Below are 16,475 nucleotides of genomic sequence, written 5' to 3'. Positions count from 1 at the left end.
GCCCAACGGGCCGGCAGAACATAGCCCAGGGTTTACCCCTGAGCTTTACCCGCATTTTTTGAGGGCAGCGCGGGGACAGCCATGATCGTCTTACGGCCCGAAGGGCCAAGAGAACATAGCCCAGGGTTTACCCTGGGTAACCGTAAAATCATGATCCAGCCCTGAAGGGGCGGCAGAAGGCGTGGCTCGCGGGTTCTTCCGCCCCTTCAGGGCTCGATCGGGGAGGGGTGCGTTCCCAGGGTAAACCCTGGGCTATGTTCTGCCGGCCCGTTGGGCCTAGACCGTTTATACGGTCTGATAGGTGTAAATCTGGCAGGCACCTCAACCCCTGGGGAACGCCCGCACAGGCACAGGGCCTTCAGTCCCTGTGAGGCCATTTAAGAGCGATCGCGTCCCGTCGGGACGCCTGAAACGCTGCCCCGGAGGGTGCCGACTCCCAAACGGCCGGCCAAACGCGGCACGACCCTCGGCGACGAACACCCGAACGGCTCTCCCCACCGTTGACGCCCGCTTGCGTCAAGGCGCGCGGCCTTGAACCAGCCGCACCACCAGCACGATCACCGCGATGACTAACAAGAGGTGAATCAGGGCGCCGCCCACGTGACCGATCAACCCCAGCGCCCACAGCACTACCAACACAACAATGATTGTCCAAAGCATTGCCCATCATCCTACCGCAAGCGCCTGGCCCTGGGGAAGGCAAGACTTGAGCGTCATTCCGACCCGGGGAGCACGTTCAGGGGTGCGCCCGATGTTCGAAAGTGGAAGAGTGCGCCCTGAGCAGGGCTGCCGGCAGAAGCCCCGGGCGGGTAAACCCACTGGCGGGGAAGGCGCTCACCAATTGCTGAACCGAACCTCTTGCCGGGTTCGTCGGCTTCGAACGGCCCCTTCTTGAGAAGTATTCATCCCCTCATACCATTTAGACGATTATCCCGGTAACATCTCGACCGGATTTCAGCCCCGAAGGGGCGCTGGAACATAGCCCAGGGTTTACCCCGCATCCATTTAGTTAAGGGCCGCTGGATGGGGGCGCTTTGGTCCCGAAGGGACGGCTGAGGTTAGCCAGGGACTTCAGTCCCTGGACGGGGCATTTAAGAGCGATCGCGTCCTGTAGGGACGCCTGAAACGCTGCCCCGCAGGGTGCCGGCTCCCAAGCGGCCGGCCAAACCCGGCCCGACCCTCGGCGACGAACACCCGAACGGCGCCCAACCTTTGGCGCCCGCCTGTGGCCCGGCGCCCGCCTTCAGGCGTCCCGAGGGGACGCAACCCCGGGGGGAACGCCTTCACAGGGACCGAAGTCCTTGGCTAACCTCAGCCGTCCCTTCGGGACCAAAGCGCCCCCATCCAGCGGCCCTTAACTAAATGGATGCGGGGTAAACCCTGGGCTATGTTCCTTTGGCCCTTCAGGCCATCAAACCGTCTACCGGCCCGTTTGGCTTAGCCGGTGTATACGGTCCAATAGGTGTAACGCTGGCAGGGTACCCGGGAAGGAAGGCAAAATTTTACCTCCATGGCCGTCGAAATGGTATCAGTCCGCCACAAACACGGCCGCCGCGCCCAGATGGGGTTAGCCAGACGCTCCGGCCGAACGCATGCCCCGGGCTTGAGCAGCTCGCAAGGAACCGCACCCCCAGGGCCGCTGTCGACCCTGTGGTTAGTCACGCGTTTACGTTTGATCCGCATCAACTCCTGCGTCCGCGGATGGCATGATAAATCACCAGAAGAATGATCGCCCCGATCAGCGATGGAATGAATCCGACCGGCCGCAAGCTGTTGGGGTCTCCGTAGGTCCAACCCAGAGCCCTGCCGATGTAGAAGGCGATAAAAGAACCGGCTATACCAATCAGGGCGGTGACCAGGCAACCGCCTGGTTCCCGGCCCGGGACAATGAGTTTGGCCAACGCCCCGACAATCAAGCCGATAATGAGGGTTCCTAAAAGGCTGATCATCCCAAGCACCATAAAAAACTCACGGAAAATGCAAGGCTGAATCTTACCCGGAGGGCACGGACGGGACCGCTTTCAGCTCCGAGGAGATGCCGGTTGATGGCGGCCTGCCCCAGGAAGAGGCGGGAAACGCTCAGGTCAAAAACGGGCGGGCTCCTGGGGGGCGCGTCCAGAAGCCCGCGATCGCCTTAACCCTTCCGGGCGGATGACCCGCTCGAATAACCGCGTGCGGTTAAGCGCCGGACACCTGCCGCCCGAGACCTGACACCCGCCAGGCCCGGGACTGTCGGAAGGCCGCTCTCTATGTTATGAGGCCAACCGCAGGGTACCAGCCGGAACTGAAAACATATTTTTGGCGGGCTAACCGTTTCGAGTCGGTATAACGGGAAGAAAAGCGAAACCGGGTTGGAGAAATTCCGAAACTTGGCTCGGCTGACGGCTTTGTAAGCCGTTATGGTCGCCGCTTCTTCTGCCTCCTACGCCTGTCCCTCGCTGCCCGCGCGTTCGCGCAGGCGCTGTTCTTCGGCCCAGGCGGATCCCTGGGAATCCGGTCATCGGGAAGACCGATCCGGCAACGCCTGCCGGTCCGGTGCGGTAACAAGACGAAACGCAACCCCGAGCTTGAGCGAACGCACCGGTGAGTACAAGGCGGCGCGGTTAGAAACGACCCATGCCTACCATTAAAGACGTCGCCAGGGTAGCCGGGGTTTCTTACACTACCGTATCTCACGTCTTGAACAACAGCCGGCCCGTCAGCGCCAAAACCCGCCAATCCGTCCGCGACGCCGCCAAAGCCCTCAACTACGTGCCCAGTGGCGTGGCTCGAGCGCTCCGGCGCCGCATGACGGGAACCATCGGCATGGTTGTCGTCGATACGGCTTGCCCCTTTTTTGCTGAGCTGGTCCGCACGACCGAGGAGGTCTGTTTCCAAAACCAGATCGCACTCGTCTTGTGCCATTCCTATGAGGATTCGGGCCGGCAGGCAGCCCACATCCGCAACCTGTTGGAAAAACGTGTGGACGGCGTGCTGATCTCCGCAGTCGGGGACTTGGACGCCCTCGAGCAGCAGCTGCGCAACGCTTTGATGCCCGTGGTGTTTGTCGACCGGTTTGTGTCGAACCTTGGGGCCGACGTCGTGGCGGTAGACCAGGAGCGGGCGGGATACGAGGCCGCTCAACACCTCCTGGAGCTCGGTCACCGGCAGATCGGCTGCATCACCCGCACTCCCGGCGCCGGCGCATTTGTCGCGCCTTTGGCCGGCTATCGTCGGGCGTTACGGGAGGCGCGGATCGAACCGCGTCTGCACTGGGTCGCTGAGGCCGCGGGTCTAAGCTTGGAAGGGGGATGCGCGGCAACCGAACGGCTGTTGCATCGAGACTCTGAGCTGACGGCGATCATTGCCCTGGCCGACATTCTGGCAATCGGGGTGTTGCACTACGCTTACCAGCGGGAAATTTCGGTCCCGGGCGCCCTGTCGATCATCGGCTTTGATGGGGCGAACCTGGGCCGCTACGTGCAACCGGCGCTGACCTCGGTCGGCCAGCCGATTGGAAAGCTTGGCGCGGTGGCAGCCACCTACCTTTTGGAGCGCATCCGCGGTGGCCCCCAGGGACCCGCCCGCCGCATTCTGCTGGAGACAAAAGTGATGGCACGCGAGTCCACAGGGCCCGCGCCTTCGTAAGGCGCCGCGGGCAAAGCCCGCCCCTCCGGGAGGATGAGTTTGCCCGCTGGCCAGGTAAGGAGCTCTTGCACGCATAGTTGGGAGCAAGGGAATCAAAGAGCTGTTTCCGGAGCACCGGCATCTACCTTCACGGTACCGGTAAACGGAGGACGGGTCATCACCGCGCCGGCTTCAACCCGAGCCAGGTAGCGAATAACAGGAAGGTTGGAACCCGGTTAACAAAGCTAACCGGCCTTCGCGCAAAGCGCTTGTCGCCCAACGCCAAAGTATGCCTCAGCCCCGGCAAAATCCGGCGTCTTGGATAATTGCCACACTTCATGCGCAGTGCGATAGAAGACGAGGTTAACCATAGATTCGCCGTCCGGAATGGAATTGCCGCGCTGGATGATCTACGAGTCAATGGAGGCCGAGGGGAGCTCTTAACTATGGGAATTGAGAAAAGGAAGAAGGATTGTTTGGCCGAATGCGGCTTGTGCAAAGCATTCAGTGATTCGCAAAAGGGGGTAGAGAAACCGAAGCTGGCGCTGGTTGACACTCCTTTTTACGACACGGATATGGAAATCGGCTTATGCACGCCGTGCGCTGAACACGCCCAGGAGGCGGATAAGGGTATGCGGGATAGCATGAATCCAGGCCTGGGTTGACCGCGGACCCGGGAAACGCGCTGCCAACACAACCGGCGCTGTGGGAAGGCATCAGCCGTCGGGACAAAAGCACCCCCCATCCACCGGCCCTTAATAAATGGCAGTGCAGTTTGCCCTGGGCTAAGTTCTCCCGCTCCGGGGCCGGAACCCGGTCGGAATTCTACCGATATAACTATCTAACCGGGATAAGGTGCGTGCCGGGGTGGCCAGTTCGAACCTCCGGCAATCAAAATAAACGAACGGGCCCCCGGGGTTCTCGACCAGGAGCCCGCCGTACATGAGCGTCAACGACAAGGACGATCAAAGTCGCGCATTCTACGGGCCAGACCAGGGTGCGCCACCCAGGACCACATACACGTTTCTAGTCAGGCCAAGCGTTTTAGAACTGTTATGGCGTGCATCAGGACTCCAGTGCCGGCACAAACCAGGGTTTTTGCTAAACGGTGCCCTCCTCGGCCAAGGGGCAGCGCTCTTCGCCGCGCTCGACTTGCAAGGTGACGTGCCGGATCTCAAACGCTGCATGCAGCCCTTGGGCTGCCGCCCGCAGGAGGTCTTCCTGGCCCTGGTAATCGGGCACGACCAGGTGCGCGGTCAGGGCCGTTTCGGTCGTGCTCATCGGCCAGACGTGCAGGTCATGGACTTCTTGCACCCCGGGTAGCCGGCTTAGGAGGGCTTGCACCTTGGCCGGGTCAATCCCGGGAGGCACGGCGTCCATCGACAGGTGGACCGCATCGCGCAGCAGGCCCCAGGTACCGATGAGGATGAGGGCGGTAATGACCAGGCTCACCGCCGGATCGAGCCAGGTCCATCCGGTCCAGGCGATGACAACGCCGGTCACGACCACGCCGGCCGAAACCGCCGCGTCGCCCGCCATGTGCAGGAAAGCGCCTCGCACGTTAAGGTCGTGTTCCCGGCCGGCGCGGAAGAGCCAGGCCGTTACGCCGTTGACGACGATCCCCGCCGCCGCAACTGCAATGACGGTGGGACCGTTTACCGCACGCGGCGCCCAAAGTCGGTGCACGGCTTCCCAGGCCACCGCGCCCAGGGCCACCAGGAGAAAGAGGGCGTTGAACAGCGCAGCCAGGATCGAGGACCGCCGGTAACCGTAGGTGTGCCGGGCGGTGGGCTTCTGGGCTGAAAGCGCCGCCGCGCCCCAGGCCACCAGGAGCCCGAGCGCATCGCTCAGGTTGTGGCCTGCATCAGCCACGAGCGAGAGCGAATGGGCAGCCAGCCCGAGAATGACCTCCACCAGGATGTAGACGAGATTCAGCCCGGCACCGATCGCGAAAGCGTAACCGAAATCCTTGGGCGGGTGGGCGTGAGCGTGGTTATGGGTGTGCATCAGGGTGAGGTCATTGGCTTTCAGATCCTTGCAGGGTCGTGGCAGCCGGAATGCGCCTAATCAAGCGAGCAGGGTGCCTCCCTTACTCCTGTTGTGCAAGTGCGGACGCATCACGGCCAGGCCGGCCGGCATCATCCGCATGCCCATCCGAATTGCAAATGGCCGGGGGCGAAGCAGGGTTTGACGGAGGCCGGCATCCTCTCCAAAGGCTTCGAATGCTTTGACGGTTTGTACGCAGAATTCCAACGCCCATGAAACCCTTACGTACCCCCGCCGGAAACGCCGGTGGTGTTCCTCTCCAGGAGTTACGGCACCCCACGTTCGGTGAGGCCTTCCGCTTCTGGCTGAAGCTTGGCTTTATCAGTTTCGGCGGGCCGACGGGTCAGATCGCGATCATGCACGCCGAACTGGTGGAGAAAAGGAAGTGGATCAGCGAGGCGCGTTTCCTGCACGCCCTCAATTACTGCATGCTCCTGCCCGGTCCGGAGGCGCAGCAGCTGGCGACCTACATCGGCTGGCTTCTGCACAAGACGTGGGGTGGGATCGCGGCCGGGGCTTTTTTCATCCTTCCCTCCATCTTCATCCTCTGGACCCTCAGCTACGTCTATGTCGCCTTTGGCAACCTGAGCTGGATCGCCGCGATCTTTTACGGGTTAAAGCCCGCGGTACTCGCCATCGTGACGGCCGCGGTGCTCCGTATCGGCACCCGGGCGCTCAACAACGAGGTCATGTGGACGCTGGCCGCCGCGGCGTTCGCGGCCATCTTTTTCTTTCACGTTCCCTTCCCGTTGATCATCGTGAGCGCGGCCGTGGCCGGCTTCGTGGGCGGCCGGCGGCGGCGCGACAAGTTTCTGGTCATCCGCGGCCATGGGAATGCCGGGGCCGGATCGGTATTGGACGACCTCTCGGCGGTTCCGGATCACGCCAGACCCTCCCTGGGGCGGGCGCTTCGGATCTGCGTCATCGGGGTTGTTCTCTGGCCGGCGCCGGTTGTCCTGCTGGCTTTTTGGCTGGGCAGGGATCATACCCTGGTCGAGGAAGGGATGTTCTTCAGCAAAGCCGCCCTGGTCACATTCGGCGGAGCTTACGCCGTGTTGCCCTATGTGGCGCAACAGGCGGTCCAAACGCACCGCTGGCTCTCCGCCGGTCAGATGCTGGATGGGCTGGGGCTCGCGGAAACGACCCCGGGACCCTTGATCATGGTCACGCAATTCGTGGGTTTTCTCGGCGGCTGGAATCATCCGGGCCGGCTGGCACCCCTGCTGGCAGCCACCCTGGGCGCTTTAGTCACGACCTGGACCACGTTTACCCCGTGCTTTCTGTGGATCTTCCTGGGCGGCCCTTACATTGAAAAGTGGCGCGGCAACGAAGCATTGACGACGACCTTATCCGCCGTCACCGCCGCGGTGGTCGGCGTGGTCCTCAATCTGGCCGTCTGGTTCGGCCTGCACGTCATCTTTCCGGATGGCGGCGCGGCGGACTGGCGCGCCATCCTCATCAGTGCCGTGGCGTTCACCGGAATGGTCCGCTGGAAGTGGGATATCGTGCCTGTGATCCTCGGGGCGGGTGTTGCAGGCTTGATCTTCAGGATGCTCCTCATACCATTTCGATGAGCATCGAGGTGAAAATTTTTGTCTTAGGCCCAACGGTCCGCTGGACCTTAGTCCCGGCAGGGGGGCAACGGTTGAATCAACCGGTTCCCCGCTTATCGGTAACGTCGAGCTCCACGTCATGCGGCTAAGAAGAATCCTGAGGTCCATTCCCTTCCTGCGTACGGCGGTTCGCGCATCGCGCCGAGGATACTACAAATGGAGAATCGAACGTCGCCTCAAGCGGGCTTTCTCCGGCATGAAAAGCGCCTACGTCGTTCAGATCGGTTCGAACGACGGGAAGACGGGCGACCCCGTCCGGCCGCTGCTCCTTCAAAATCCGTCCTGGACGGCGCTTTTGGTCGAACCCGTTCCGTTTCTGTTTGAACGATTACGCCGCAACTATGCCGGCGCTTCGCGTTTTCGCTTTGAGAATCTGGCGATCGCAGAACAAGCCGGAGTCAGCCCATTTTACTACATCGATAAAGCCGCGCGGGGATCGATGTCACGACGACCCTGGTGGTTCGATCAGATCGGATCGTTTGATCGCCGTCATCTTGTCGGACACCTCGGAACTGTCGGGTACGTTGGCGGTGCCGCGGACCGGTTAATCGTGTCCCTGGACGTCCCGACGCTCCCGTTACCGGTGCTCCTGGAGCGAAACAACGTCGACCGGATCAGCCTTTTCCACATCGATGCAGAGGGTTACGACTGGAAAATTCTCTCGCAACTCGACCTGACAAAATACCGTCCTGAAGTAATTCTGTTCGAACACCTGCACCTTTCCGCCAAGGATAAAGCCGCCGCGCGCGCCTTCCTGCAAGATAGATACACGATCCTGGATCTAGGCGGCGACTACCTCTGCCGAAGGGTGTGATGCGTCCGGTAGAAGGGGCGTAACGGGTTTTTCCATCCGCTTCAACGTTCAGCGAGCAACCGGGTTCCGGCTTCGGCCTTGCCTTTCACATTCCCGGAGTCTTTGTGCCAGGAATGCCTGCTCAGATTTGATGCCGGTAAGCTGAACCGCCTTTCGAAAGTGTCCGGCAGCATCGTCGAGTTCACCCAGTTGCGCCTTGAACGTGCCAAGGACCGCATAAAACAGGTAATAGGATTCCAGGTGTGTCCGGTTTCGAATGGCCTCGACCGCTTCAATCCCGGCTCCCGGACCTTTCACGTTCGCGACGGCAACGGCGCGGTTCAGCGCGACGACGGGAGAATCGGTTATCTGCATCCATTGATCGTAAAGGAAGGCGATGCGTGCCCAGTCGGTGGATTGGTAATCGGTTGCCGTACAGTGGCAGGCAGCGATACCGGCCTGCAGATGGTACTCGCTGAGTTCTTCGCCGGCGGCTGACTGGCCCAGGTGCCGGATCCCGAGGCCGATCATCTCCCGGTTCCAACTCGACCGGTCCTGGTCCTTGAGGCGAAGGACGTTTCCCGCGGCGTCCACGCGCGCCGGCAGACGTGCGGCGTTGAGCAGCATCAGCGCGAGCAAGGCGTGAACCCGGGGTTGATTACCACTCGGGTGTTCGGCCAGCAAAGTCGTGAGGCGGAGCGCTTCGTGGCAAAGTTCGTTTTTGGTAAGATTCGCGCCGGATGACGCCTTGTAACCTTCGTTGAACAACAGGTAAAGGGTTTGCAGCACGCCGTCCAGGCGGCGGGACAGTTCGCCGCCGGCCGGGATCTCAAAGGGAACTTGCAGCTCGCGAATCCTTTGCCGGGCTCGCGTCAGCCGCTTGGCGATCGCCGCCTCGCTCGTCAGGAAAGCGGTCGCGATTTCGCCGGTGCCGAGCCCGCAAAGCGTTTTCAGCGCCAGCGCCGCCTGGGCGTCTTGCGGCACCAGGGGATGGCAGCACGCAAACATCAACCGCAGGCGGTCATCTTTGATTTCGTCGTCCAACAAAGGGGTATCGGCCGCTCCGGAGCCGGCCGACCATTGCTCAATCGAAGCGGTGATTTCCGGCTGCTTGTGATAAAAGAGCTTTTCTCTCCGAATCAAGTCGAGCGCGAGGTGCTTCGCGGTTTGCGTGAGCCAGGCAGCCGGATTGTTCGGGATCCCATAGAAAGGCCACGTCTGCAAGGCGCGGATCAAAGCTTCCTGGACCACGTCCTCCGCCAGTTGCAGGCGTTCAAGCCCGAAGATCCTCGTAAGGACCGACACGAGCTTTCCGGCTTCCTGCCGAAAAAGGTGTTCCGCCAGCCGGGAAACATCCCCGGCCGGCGGCGTAGCTCTCTCGAAATCGTTCACACCCTTAAACGGTCACCTGGGCGAGTTGTTCTTCGTGCATACGATGCAGCAGACAGATCTCTGCGACCGGCCGGACTTCGATGCTCACACCGTAGTCCAGGCCCGGGCACTGTTGGGCGATCCGGACCGCCTCATCGGGGTCATCGACCTGCAGTAGAAAGAAGCCGCCGATGGCTTCCTTGGACTCGGCGAAAGGCCCGTCGGCGACGCTGCGCCCGTTCTTTCCGGTGATAATCTTGCCCTCGTGCTGCAACGGCAAACCCGATTTAAGCTTCCCTTCGCGGCTTAAACGTTCGAACCACGCCGTCCATCGCCCCATTACCTCCTGAATTTCTTCCGGCGAAAGTTGTTGGTACCACCCGGTTCCGCGGAACAGCAGCAGGTATTCGTTTGGGGATTGTGTGCTCATATTCGGTTTCGTAGCGCTGTGGTTGGTTTCCATTTCAATGCCACGACGAACGACCAACGCCGTCGAGGACACCGATTTTGCGCAGGCGCGCGTAAAAAGGCAACCGCGCCGGCAAGGAACACGCTCGCTTGTGGCATGTGTGGCATTTTCATCGTTTCGGTCCAGGTTTGCGGGATGCCGGTCTTCATAGCCCTTTTGCGGGCGGTAAACGTCGGCGGCACCGGCAAGTTGCCGATGCGGCAGCTTAAAGCCGTGTGCGAAGCCGCAGGCTTCGAAGCGGTTCGAACCTACATCGCCAGCGGCAACGTCGTCTTCCGGAGCGCAAAATCGGAGCCGCAGGTCAAGGCGGCGCTCGAGATGGGGTTGGAAGCCTGTATCGGGAAACGGGTCGGGGTGCTCGTGCGCACCGCAGCGGAGATTGCTGCCGTTCTAAATGAAAACCCGTTTCCGCACGCGGTGCCCGGTCGAACGGTGGCCATTTTTCTGGACGGACCGCCGCCTGCCGACGCCCTGAAAGGCGTGACCGGGCGGAAGGATGAAGAGATCCGGCTCGGGCGGCGAGAAATCTACGTCCATTATGGTGGGGGCATGGCCGGTTCCAGACTGAAGATCCCGGCCGCCCAGGCCGGAACTGCACGCAATCTGAACACGGTGGCGAAGCTCGCCGAAATATCTGCGGGCCTTCCTTATGGGTAATGGATGGAGTGAAGACGATCTGGTCAGGACCAGTAAGTTTTTGAGTTATGCGCTGCGACATCGACCCGAGGCGATCGGGATCACGGCATCCATCCTGACCCGGCAAGCTTTTTGCCGCCTGCGGGCTTGTCGCTACCGTGGCCGGGCATGTACGATCTGCTCGACTGGAAGGACGCGGCCTATATCGCGGCCGCGGCCCGCTGACGAACGATGACCCATGCCTACCATTAAAGACATCGCCAGGGCGGCCGGGGTTTCCTACACCACGGTGTCCCATGTATTAAACGACAGCCGGCCCGTCAGTCCCAAGATCAAACAGTCTGTCCAGGACGCTGCCAAGGCGCTCAATTACGTCCCCAGCGGCGTGGCCCGGGCGCTCCGGCGCCGGACGACGGGGACCATCGGCATGCTTCTGGCCAATACTGCTGACCCGTTCTTCGCTCAGTTGGTTTCGGAGATCGAGGAGGTCTGTTTCCAAAATCAGGTCTCGCTTCTCTTATGCAATTCCTACGAGGATTCGGTACGGCAGGAAGCCCACATCCGCAGCCTGTTACAAAAGCGCGTTGACGGGCTCCTGATCTCCGCCGTGGGCGACTTCACGGCGCTCGTGGAGCTACTGCGAAAGGTTTTGGTGCCGGTGGTGTTCGTCGATCGAATTCCCCCTGGCTTCGATGCTGACGCGGTTACGGTTGATCAGGAGCGCGCCGGTTACGAAGCTACCCGGCACCTCCTCGAGCTTGGCCACCGCCGGATCGGCTGCATCACCGGACGATCCAACATCAGCGTCTTGCCTCCGCGTGTGGGCGGCTACCGTCGAGCATTGCAGGAGGCGGGGATCAAGCCGCACGCGCACTGGATCGCTGAGGCCGTGGATCTGACTTTGGAGAGCGGGTATGCCGCAACTGAGTACCTGTTCAATCGAAGCCCCGGGTTAACCGCGCTTTTTGCCGTGACCGATGTCCTGGCGATCGGGACGATGCGCTACGCGTATCAACGCAATCTTTCGGTTCCGGGCGCCTTATCGATTATCGGCTTCGACGGGGTGGAGCTGGGGCGCTACGTTCTACCGGCATTGACCTCGATCGCCCAACCGATTCGAGAGCTCGGCGCATCGGCCGCCACCTACCTTTTGGAGCGCATCCGCGGCAGCCGGGTTGGACCGGGCTGCCGCATCGTGCTGCCGGCAAAGCTGATCGTGCGCGATTCTACCGGGCCGGCGCCCTTGTAAGTTCGGCGCTCGGTCACACGGCGGGCACGGCGGGTTGGGCGGGCACGACGTAAGAGTTCACACGGCGAACACGGCGGGCCACGGCGACCACGGCGAGAAGATAAATCATCCGCAGAACACGCAGAGGAAGGCATCCATACCTCACGTGGGTAAGGTTTGGATGCCTTGAATCTGTGTAATCTGCGTAATCTGTGGACGTTTTGTCCTTTTCTGCGTCTTCTGCGGATGATTTATCTTCTCGCCGTGGTCGCCGTGGCCCGCCGTGTTCGCCGTGTGAACTCTTACGTCGTGCCCGCCCAACCCGCCGTGCCCGCCGTGTGACCGAGCGCCGAACTTTTTCAGTCCTGGGTTGCCTGGATGGCGGTCAGGGCGATGGTGTAGACGATGTCGTCGACCAGGGCGCCGCGAGACAAATCGTTTACCGGCCGGCGCAACCCCTGCAGCATCGGCCCGATGCTGACAACGTTGGCGCTGCGCTGGACGGCCTTGTAGGTGGTGTTGCCGGTGTTCAGGTCGGGGAAAATAAAGACCGTGGCGCGTCCGGCCACCGGGCTGTCAGGCGCTTTGGCGCGGGCCACTTCCGGGATAAACGCCGCATCGTACTGGAGGGGCCCATCGAGCAAAAGATCGGGACGCAACTTTTTTGCCAGTTCGGTTGCCGCGCGCACCTTTTCGACGTCAACTCCGGAGCCGGAGGTGCCGGTCGAATAACTGATCATGGCCACGCGCGGTTCGATGCCGAAGGCTGCGGCGGAATCGGCGCTCTGGATGGCGATGTCGGCCAGCGTCTCCACATCCGGGTCGGGTACCACGGCGCAATCACCATAGACGAGCACCTGTTCCGGCAGGCACATGAAGAAAATCGACGACACCGTTTTGGCGCCCGGCTTGGTTTTGATGACCTGCAAAGCCGGCCGGATGGTGTTGGCCGTCGAGTGCACCGCCCCGGAGACGAGGCCATCGACTTCTCCTAGGTAGAGCATCATCGTTCCGAGCACCACGTTATCTTCCAGCTGGCTTTCAGCCATCTCGCGCGAAAGGCCCTTGTTCCGGCGCGCCTCGAACAAAGGCGTCGCGTAGTTGGCCCGGAGCTTGCCGGGTTCGATGATCTCCAGGTCAGGCGGCAGCGTGACGTCCTGGCTCTTGGCAACGGTCTGAACGTCCGCAGGGTTGGCCAGGAGAACGCAACGGGCGATCCCGCGCCGGGTGCAGATCGCGGCCGCCTTGATCGTCCGCGGCTCATTCCCCTCAGGCAGAACGATTCGTTTCCGGGCGGCGCGAGCCTTTTCGGTCAGCCGGTGGAGAAACGCCGCCGGCGACAACCGGATCTCCAGCGGTTTCTGGCTTTGAGAAATAAACCAATCGACGTCTACGAATTGCGCCACGAACTCCATGGCTTGCCGGATCCGTTCGAGGTCGTCGGCCGGTACCTCGGGGCTGAGTTCGTAGAGGGCGGTAGCGGTCGTGTAGCTGTTGGTCGTGACCCGCAGCAGCGGCAGCCCGGTATCGAAAGCCGGCTGGCAGAAATCGATGATCCGTTTATCGATCTCGGTGTCGCCCGTCAGGATCAAGCCTGCCAGGGGCACCCGGTTCAGCGCACCCATGGCGACGGCCAGGATGATGTCGGTGCGGTCCGCCGGGGTCACGAGCATGGAACCGGGCGTCAACGTGTGCAGGAGGTTAGGAACGGTGCGGGCCAGCAGCGACATCGACTTAACCCGGCGGGACGCCATTTCGCCGCCGTGCAGCACCTCCGCCTGCAGGTGGCGCTGGAGGTCGATTGCGCGCGGCAGCAGCAAGGCATCGTTCCGAGGAATGGCGGCGAGCAATTCGGCCCGGCGACCGACCACACGGCTGGCCTGACGGTAGGTTTTGGCAAAGTCCGCTGAGGGACAGCGGTTGACGACCACGCCGGCCAGCCGGTCCAGGCCCCCGTAGATCTTGGCGCCGTACTCGATGGCTTCGTCGATCTGTCCAGGGTCTTTGCCCTGGGCCGACGTCACGATCAGGAGCCGGGCGCCGAGCGCGGTCAGCAGGGCTTGATTCAGGGCGGAAACCTCACCTTCACTTTCCGTCGGCGCCAACCCTTCGACGATGACGAGTTCGCTTTCGGCGGTAGATTCTTCAAAGCGGGCGATCACGTCCCCGAGCAGTTCGTCCAGCCGGCCCTCCGAAATCAGCCGCATCGCCTGTCCGAAGGGGATCGGTTCCGCCGGCCGCAAATGGGTGATCGCCCGGATGAAATGGACCGACCGTTCTTCCTGGTCCGTCGCACGTTGATTGAACGGTTTGAAAAAACCAACCTTCACACCGCGGCGATCCAGCGCCTGCAGCGTCCCCAAGGCGACGGTGGTCAGGCCAAGGGAACGCCCGACCGGCGCCAGGAAAAATGTCTGTTTCATTTCGCTTTCTCCGAAAATCCATGAAGGCCGCCGGGCGGCCGGGTCAGGCAACGGCCTCCTGATTCCGTCCGAGCACCCTGGCGACCTCGCGGGTGATCATCAGTTCTTCGTTGGTCGGGACCACATAGGCCGGTACGCCCGCCCGGGTAATCCGGCCGCCGGACGATTTGCCGTGTTCGGCGTTGAGCGCCGGGTCCACTTCGCAACCGAGAACCTTGAGGCGGCCGAGCACGTCGGCACGTACCGGGACGCTGTTTTCACCAATGCCGCCCATAAAGACGAGGGCGTCGACCCGGTCGAGTGACGCCGTGAGCGCGAGGAGCGCCCGGGCCAGGCGAAAGCAGAACACGTCAAACGCCAGTTTGGCCTGCAGGTTATTCCGTCCGATCGCTTCAAGGATGCCCCGCATGTCGTGGGTCACGCCGGAGAGTCCGAGCAGGCCGCTCTTTTTGGTCAACCAATCCGTGATTTCCGCGAGGCGCGCACCGGTCAGCCGCTGCAGGGTCTGATGCAGGGTAGGGTCGACGTCACCGCTGCGCGTTCCCATGACCAGGCCTTCCAGGGGTGTGAGCCCCATCGTGGTATCCACGCTTTCACCGTTCCGGATTGCCGTCGCGCTGCAACCGTTGCCGAGGTGCGCGGCGATAAACTGCAGTGCCTTTGCCGGCCGGTTCAAGCGCCGCGCAAGTTCCTCGGTAATGAACTGGTAGCTGGTGCCGTGAAAACCGTACCGCCGGATCCGGTACTTTTCGTAGAACTCGTATGGGACCGCGTAAAAAAACATTTCGGGCGGGAGCGTGTGATGAAAAGCGGTGTCGAACACGGCCACCTGCGGGCGCCCGGGGTAGAACTCCAGCGTCAATCTGATGCCTTCGGCGCTGTGGGGATTGTGCAGCGGCGCCAGAGAAGCGAGGGCTTCGATCTTGTCGAGGACATCCTGATCAATCCGGACCGCGGAGCGGAACCATTCGCCGCCATGCACGACGCGATGGCCGATGGCATCCACCTCGAGCTTGATTTCCCGGGTCAGAATCCCGACGGCCATCTGAACCGCCCTGCGGTGATCTCCGCGGGGTATGCGCTCTTCCTGCCGGTTGGCCTCCGGCGCCGTCACCTTAAACGAGGCCTCGTCCGTGTTGAGGCGTTCGGCAATCCCGGCCGCCAGCAAAGTGCCCGCGCCGGCTTCCAGAAACGAGAATTTCAGCGATGAACTGCCGCTGTTGATGATCAGAACTTTCAGGCTCTCAGATCCCACGTTGAGATCCTAATTGAGTTTGGTGAAAAGCCAATCCTTCACACAGTCACACCGCGGTCGCAGCGGGTGTGGCGGGCACAACGTAAGAGTTCACACGGCGAACACGGCGGACCACGGCGACCACGGCGGGAAGAGGAAAGAGTTCGGAGTTTGGAGTTCGGGGTTCGGAGCTCGGAGACGTCCTATGACTGGATCCAATCTTTCGGCGGAACGCGGCGGGAAGACGGAATCATCCGCACAACACGCAGACGAACGCAGAAAAAGAATCCACGAAACCGGAGCTTGACATGGGCATCTCGCACCCATGATGCCACTCCGAACTCCGAACTCCGAACTCCGAACTCCGAACTCCGAGCGACACCCGACACCCGTTACCCGTTACCCGTTACCCGCCACTCTTCATTTGTGGCATTTTTCCGCTTGTGGCATTCTCTGCCGCTCCGAACTCCAAACTCCGAACTCCGAACTCCGAACTCCGAGCGACACCCGACACTCTTCATTTGTGGCATTCTCTATCGCCTCCTTCGTGATGAACATTTTTGATTTGCCGCCGCTGAACGCCACCCTTAACGCCCTGAGCACCGGCTTTATCGCGCTCGGCTGGTGGGCAATCCTCCGGGACCGCAAGCGGCTCCACATCACCAGCATGGTCACCGCCCTGGTTTGTTCGACGGCGTTTCTGACGTGCTACCTCTGTTACCATTTCGGGATGATGGCGGCGGTGGGCGAAGGCTCGGTCCGATTTACCTATCCCGGGTGGATCCGGCTATTTTATTACCTGTTGCTGGCGACGCACCTGTTGCTGGCATTCACGATCCCTCCGCTGGTCATCCTGACCGTGGTTCCCGCCTTGCGGGCCCGTTTCGACCGGCACCGCAGGATGGGCAAGTTCACCCTGCCGATCTGGCTTTACGTTTCAATCACGGGCGTGCTCGTGTATTTTATGCTATACCAGTGGTTCCCTTCGACCCATTTTGAGGAGTTAAAAAGACGTTTTGAGCTGAGGTCACGGGCAGGCCAGAGCGCCGCCTGAGC

General features: G+C 61.7%; 14 protein-coding genes. 7 read left to right on the top strand and 7 right to left on the bottom strand.

The genetic code is table 11. From position 1 onward, the window contains the following. Positions 1 to 516: 516 nt before the first annotated feature. Positions 517 to 660, bottom strand: coding sequence for a lmo0937 family membrane protein (locus tag JO015_03140; protein MBV9998088.1), 144 nt, complete (start codon positions 658 to 660; stop codon positions 517 to 519). A 1,022-nt stretch (positions 661 to 1,682) separates the two neighbouring features. After that, positions 1,683 to 1,949: a GlsB/YeaQ/YmgE family stress response membrane protein gene (locus JO015_03135; protein ID MBV9998087.1), complete on the bottom strand. Its 267-nt coding sequence runs from the start codon at positions 1,947 to 1,949 to the stop codon at positions 1,683 to 1,685. 667 nt (positions 1,950 to 2,616) lie between these two features. Here JO015_03135 and JO015_03130 point away from each other — a divergent pair. Next, on the top strand, positions 2,617 to 3,627 hold the full coding sequence (locus JO015_03130; protein MBV9998086.1) for a LacI family DNA-binding transcriptional regulator: 1,011 nt from the start codon (positions 2,617 to 2,619) through the stop codon (positions 3,625 to 3,627). A 317-nt stretch (positions 3,628 to 3,944) separates the two neighbouring features. Further along, positions 3,945 to 4,271 carry a hypothetical protein gene (locus tag JO015_03125; protein MBV9998085.1) on the top strand — a complete coding sequence of 109 codons (327 nt, stop codon included), beginning with the start codon at positions 3,945 to 3,947 and terminating at the stop codon, positions 4,269 to 4,271. 436 nt (positions 4,272 to 4,707) lie between these two features. On the opposite strand, the gene JO015_03120 is transcribed toward JO015_03125, so the two are convergent. Next, positions 4,708 to 5,613 (bottom strand): cation transporter, encoded by a 906-nt coding sequence (locus JO015_03120; GenBank protein MBV9998084.1) that lies wholly within the window; start codon positions 5,611 to 5,613, stop codon positions 4,708 to 4,710. 251 nt (positions 5,614 to 5,864) lie between these two features. On the opposite strand from JO015_03120, the gene chrA reads away from it, so the two are divergent. Both chrA and JO015_03110 read left to right on the top strand, forming a co-directional pair. After that, positions 5,865 to 7,226, top strand: a complete 1,362-nt coding sequence (gene chrA / locus JO015_03115) for a chromate efflux transporter (protein MBV9998083.1) — start codon at positions 5,865 to 5,867, stop codon at positions 7,224 to 7,226. A 235-nt stretch (positions 7,227 to 7,461) separates the two neighbouring features. Next, a complete protein-coding gene (locus JO015_03110) occupies positions 7,462 to 8,079 on the top strand; it encodes an FkbM family methyltransferase (GenBank protein MBV9998082.1) in 618 nt (205 codons plus the stop codon). Positions 8,080 to 8,127: 48 nt separating this feature from the next. Here the strand turns inward: JO015_03110 and JO015_03105 are convergent, their stop codons facing one another. Beyond that, positions 8,128 to 9,402, bottom strand: coding sequence for a sigma-70 family RNA polymerase sigma factor (locus tag JO015_03105; GenBank protein MBV9998081.1), 1,275 nt, complete (start codon positions 9,400 to 9,402; stop codon positions 8,128 to 8,130). 52 nt (positions 9,403 to 9,454) lie between these two features. Next, positions 9,455 to 9,859, bottom strand: a complete 405-nt coding sequence (locus JO015_03100) for a hypothetical protein (protein MBV9998080.1) — start codon at positions 9,857 to 9,859, stop codon at positions 9,455 to 9,457. Positions 9,860 to 10,033: 174 nt separating this feature from the next. Between JO015_03100 and JO015_03095 the strand changes: the two genes are divergently transcribed. After that, complete coding sequence (locus JO015_03095) at positions 10,034 to 10,555, top strand: DUF1697 domain-containing protein (GenBank protein MBV9998079.1); 522 nt, start codon at positions 10,034 to 10,036, stop codon at positions 10,553 to 10,555. Between the two features lie 217 nt (positions 10,556 to 10,772). Next, entirely contained in the window at positions 10,773 to 11,783 is a 1,011-nt protein-coding gene (locus JO015_03090) for a LacI family DNA-binding transcriptional regulator (protein ID MBV9998078.1), read from the top strand. Positions 11,784 to 12,121: 338 nt separating this feature from the next. Here the strand turns inward: JO015_03090 and pta are convergent, their stop codons facing one another. After that, positions 12,122 to 14,185, bottom strand: a complete 2,064-nt coding sequence (gene pta, locus JO015_03085; protein MBV9998077.1) for a phosphate acetyltransferase — start codon at positions 14,183 to 14,185, stop codon at positions 12,122 to 12,124. A gap of 43 nt (positions 14,186 to 14,228) precedes the next feature. Next, entirely contained in the window at positions 14,229 to 15,425 is a 1,197-nt protein-coding gene (locus JO015_03080) for an acetate kinase (protein MBV9998076.1), read from the bottom strand. 544 nt (positions 15,426 to 15,969) lie between these two features. Between JO015_03080 and JO015_03075 the strand changes: the two genes are divergently transcribed. Then, the gene (locus tag JO015_03075; protein ID MBV9998075.1) at positions 15,970 to 16,473 is read left to right on the top strand and encodes a DUF420 domain-containing protein; all 504 of its coding nucleotides are present in this window, start codon (positions 15,970 to 15,972) and stop codon (positions 16,471 to 16,473) included. Positions 16,474 to 16,475: the final 2 nt, after the last annotated feature.

It is taken from the genome of Verrucomicrobiota bacterium (assembly GCA_019247695.1).
GTDB lineage: Bacteria > Verrucomicrobiota > Verrucomicrobiia > Chthoniobacterales > JAFAMB01 > JAFBAP01.
Note: the sequence above shows the minus strand (reverse complement) of the source record. Positions and strands in the feature narration are given on the sequence as shown.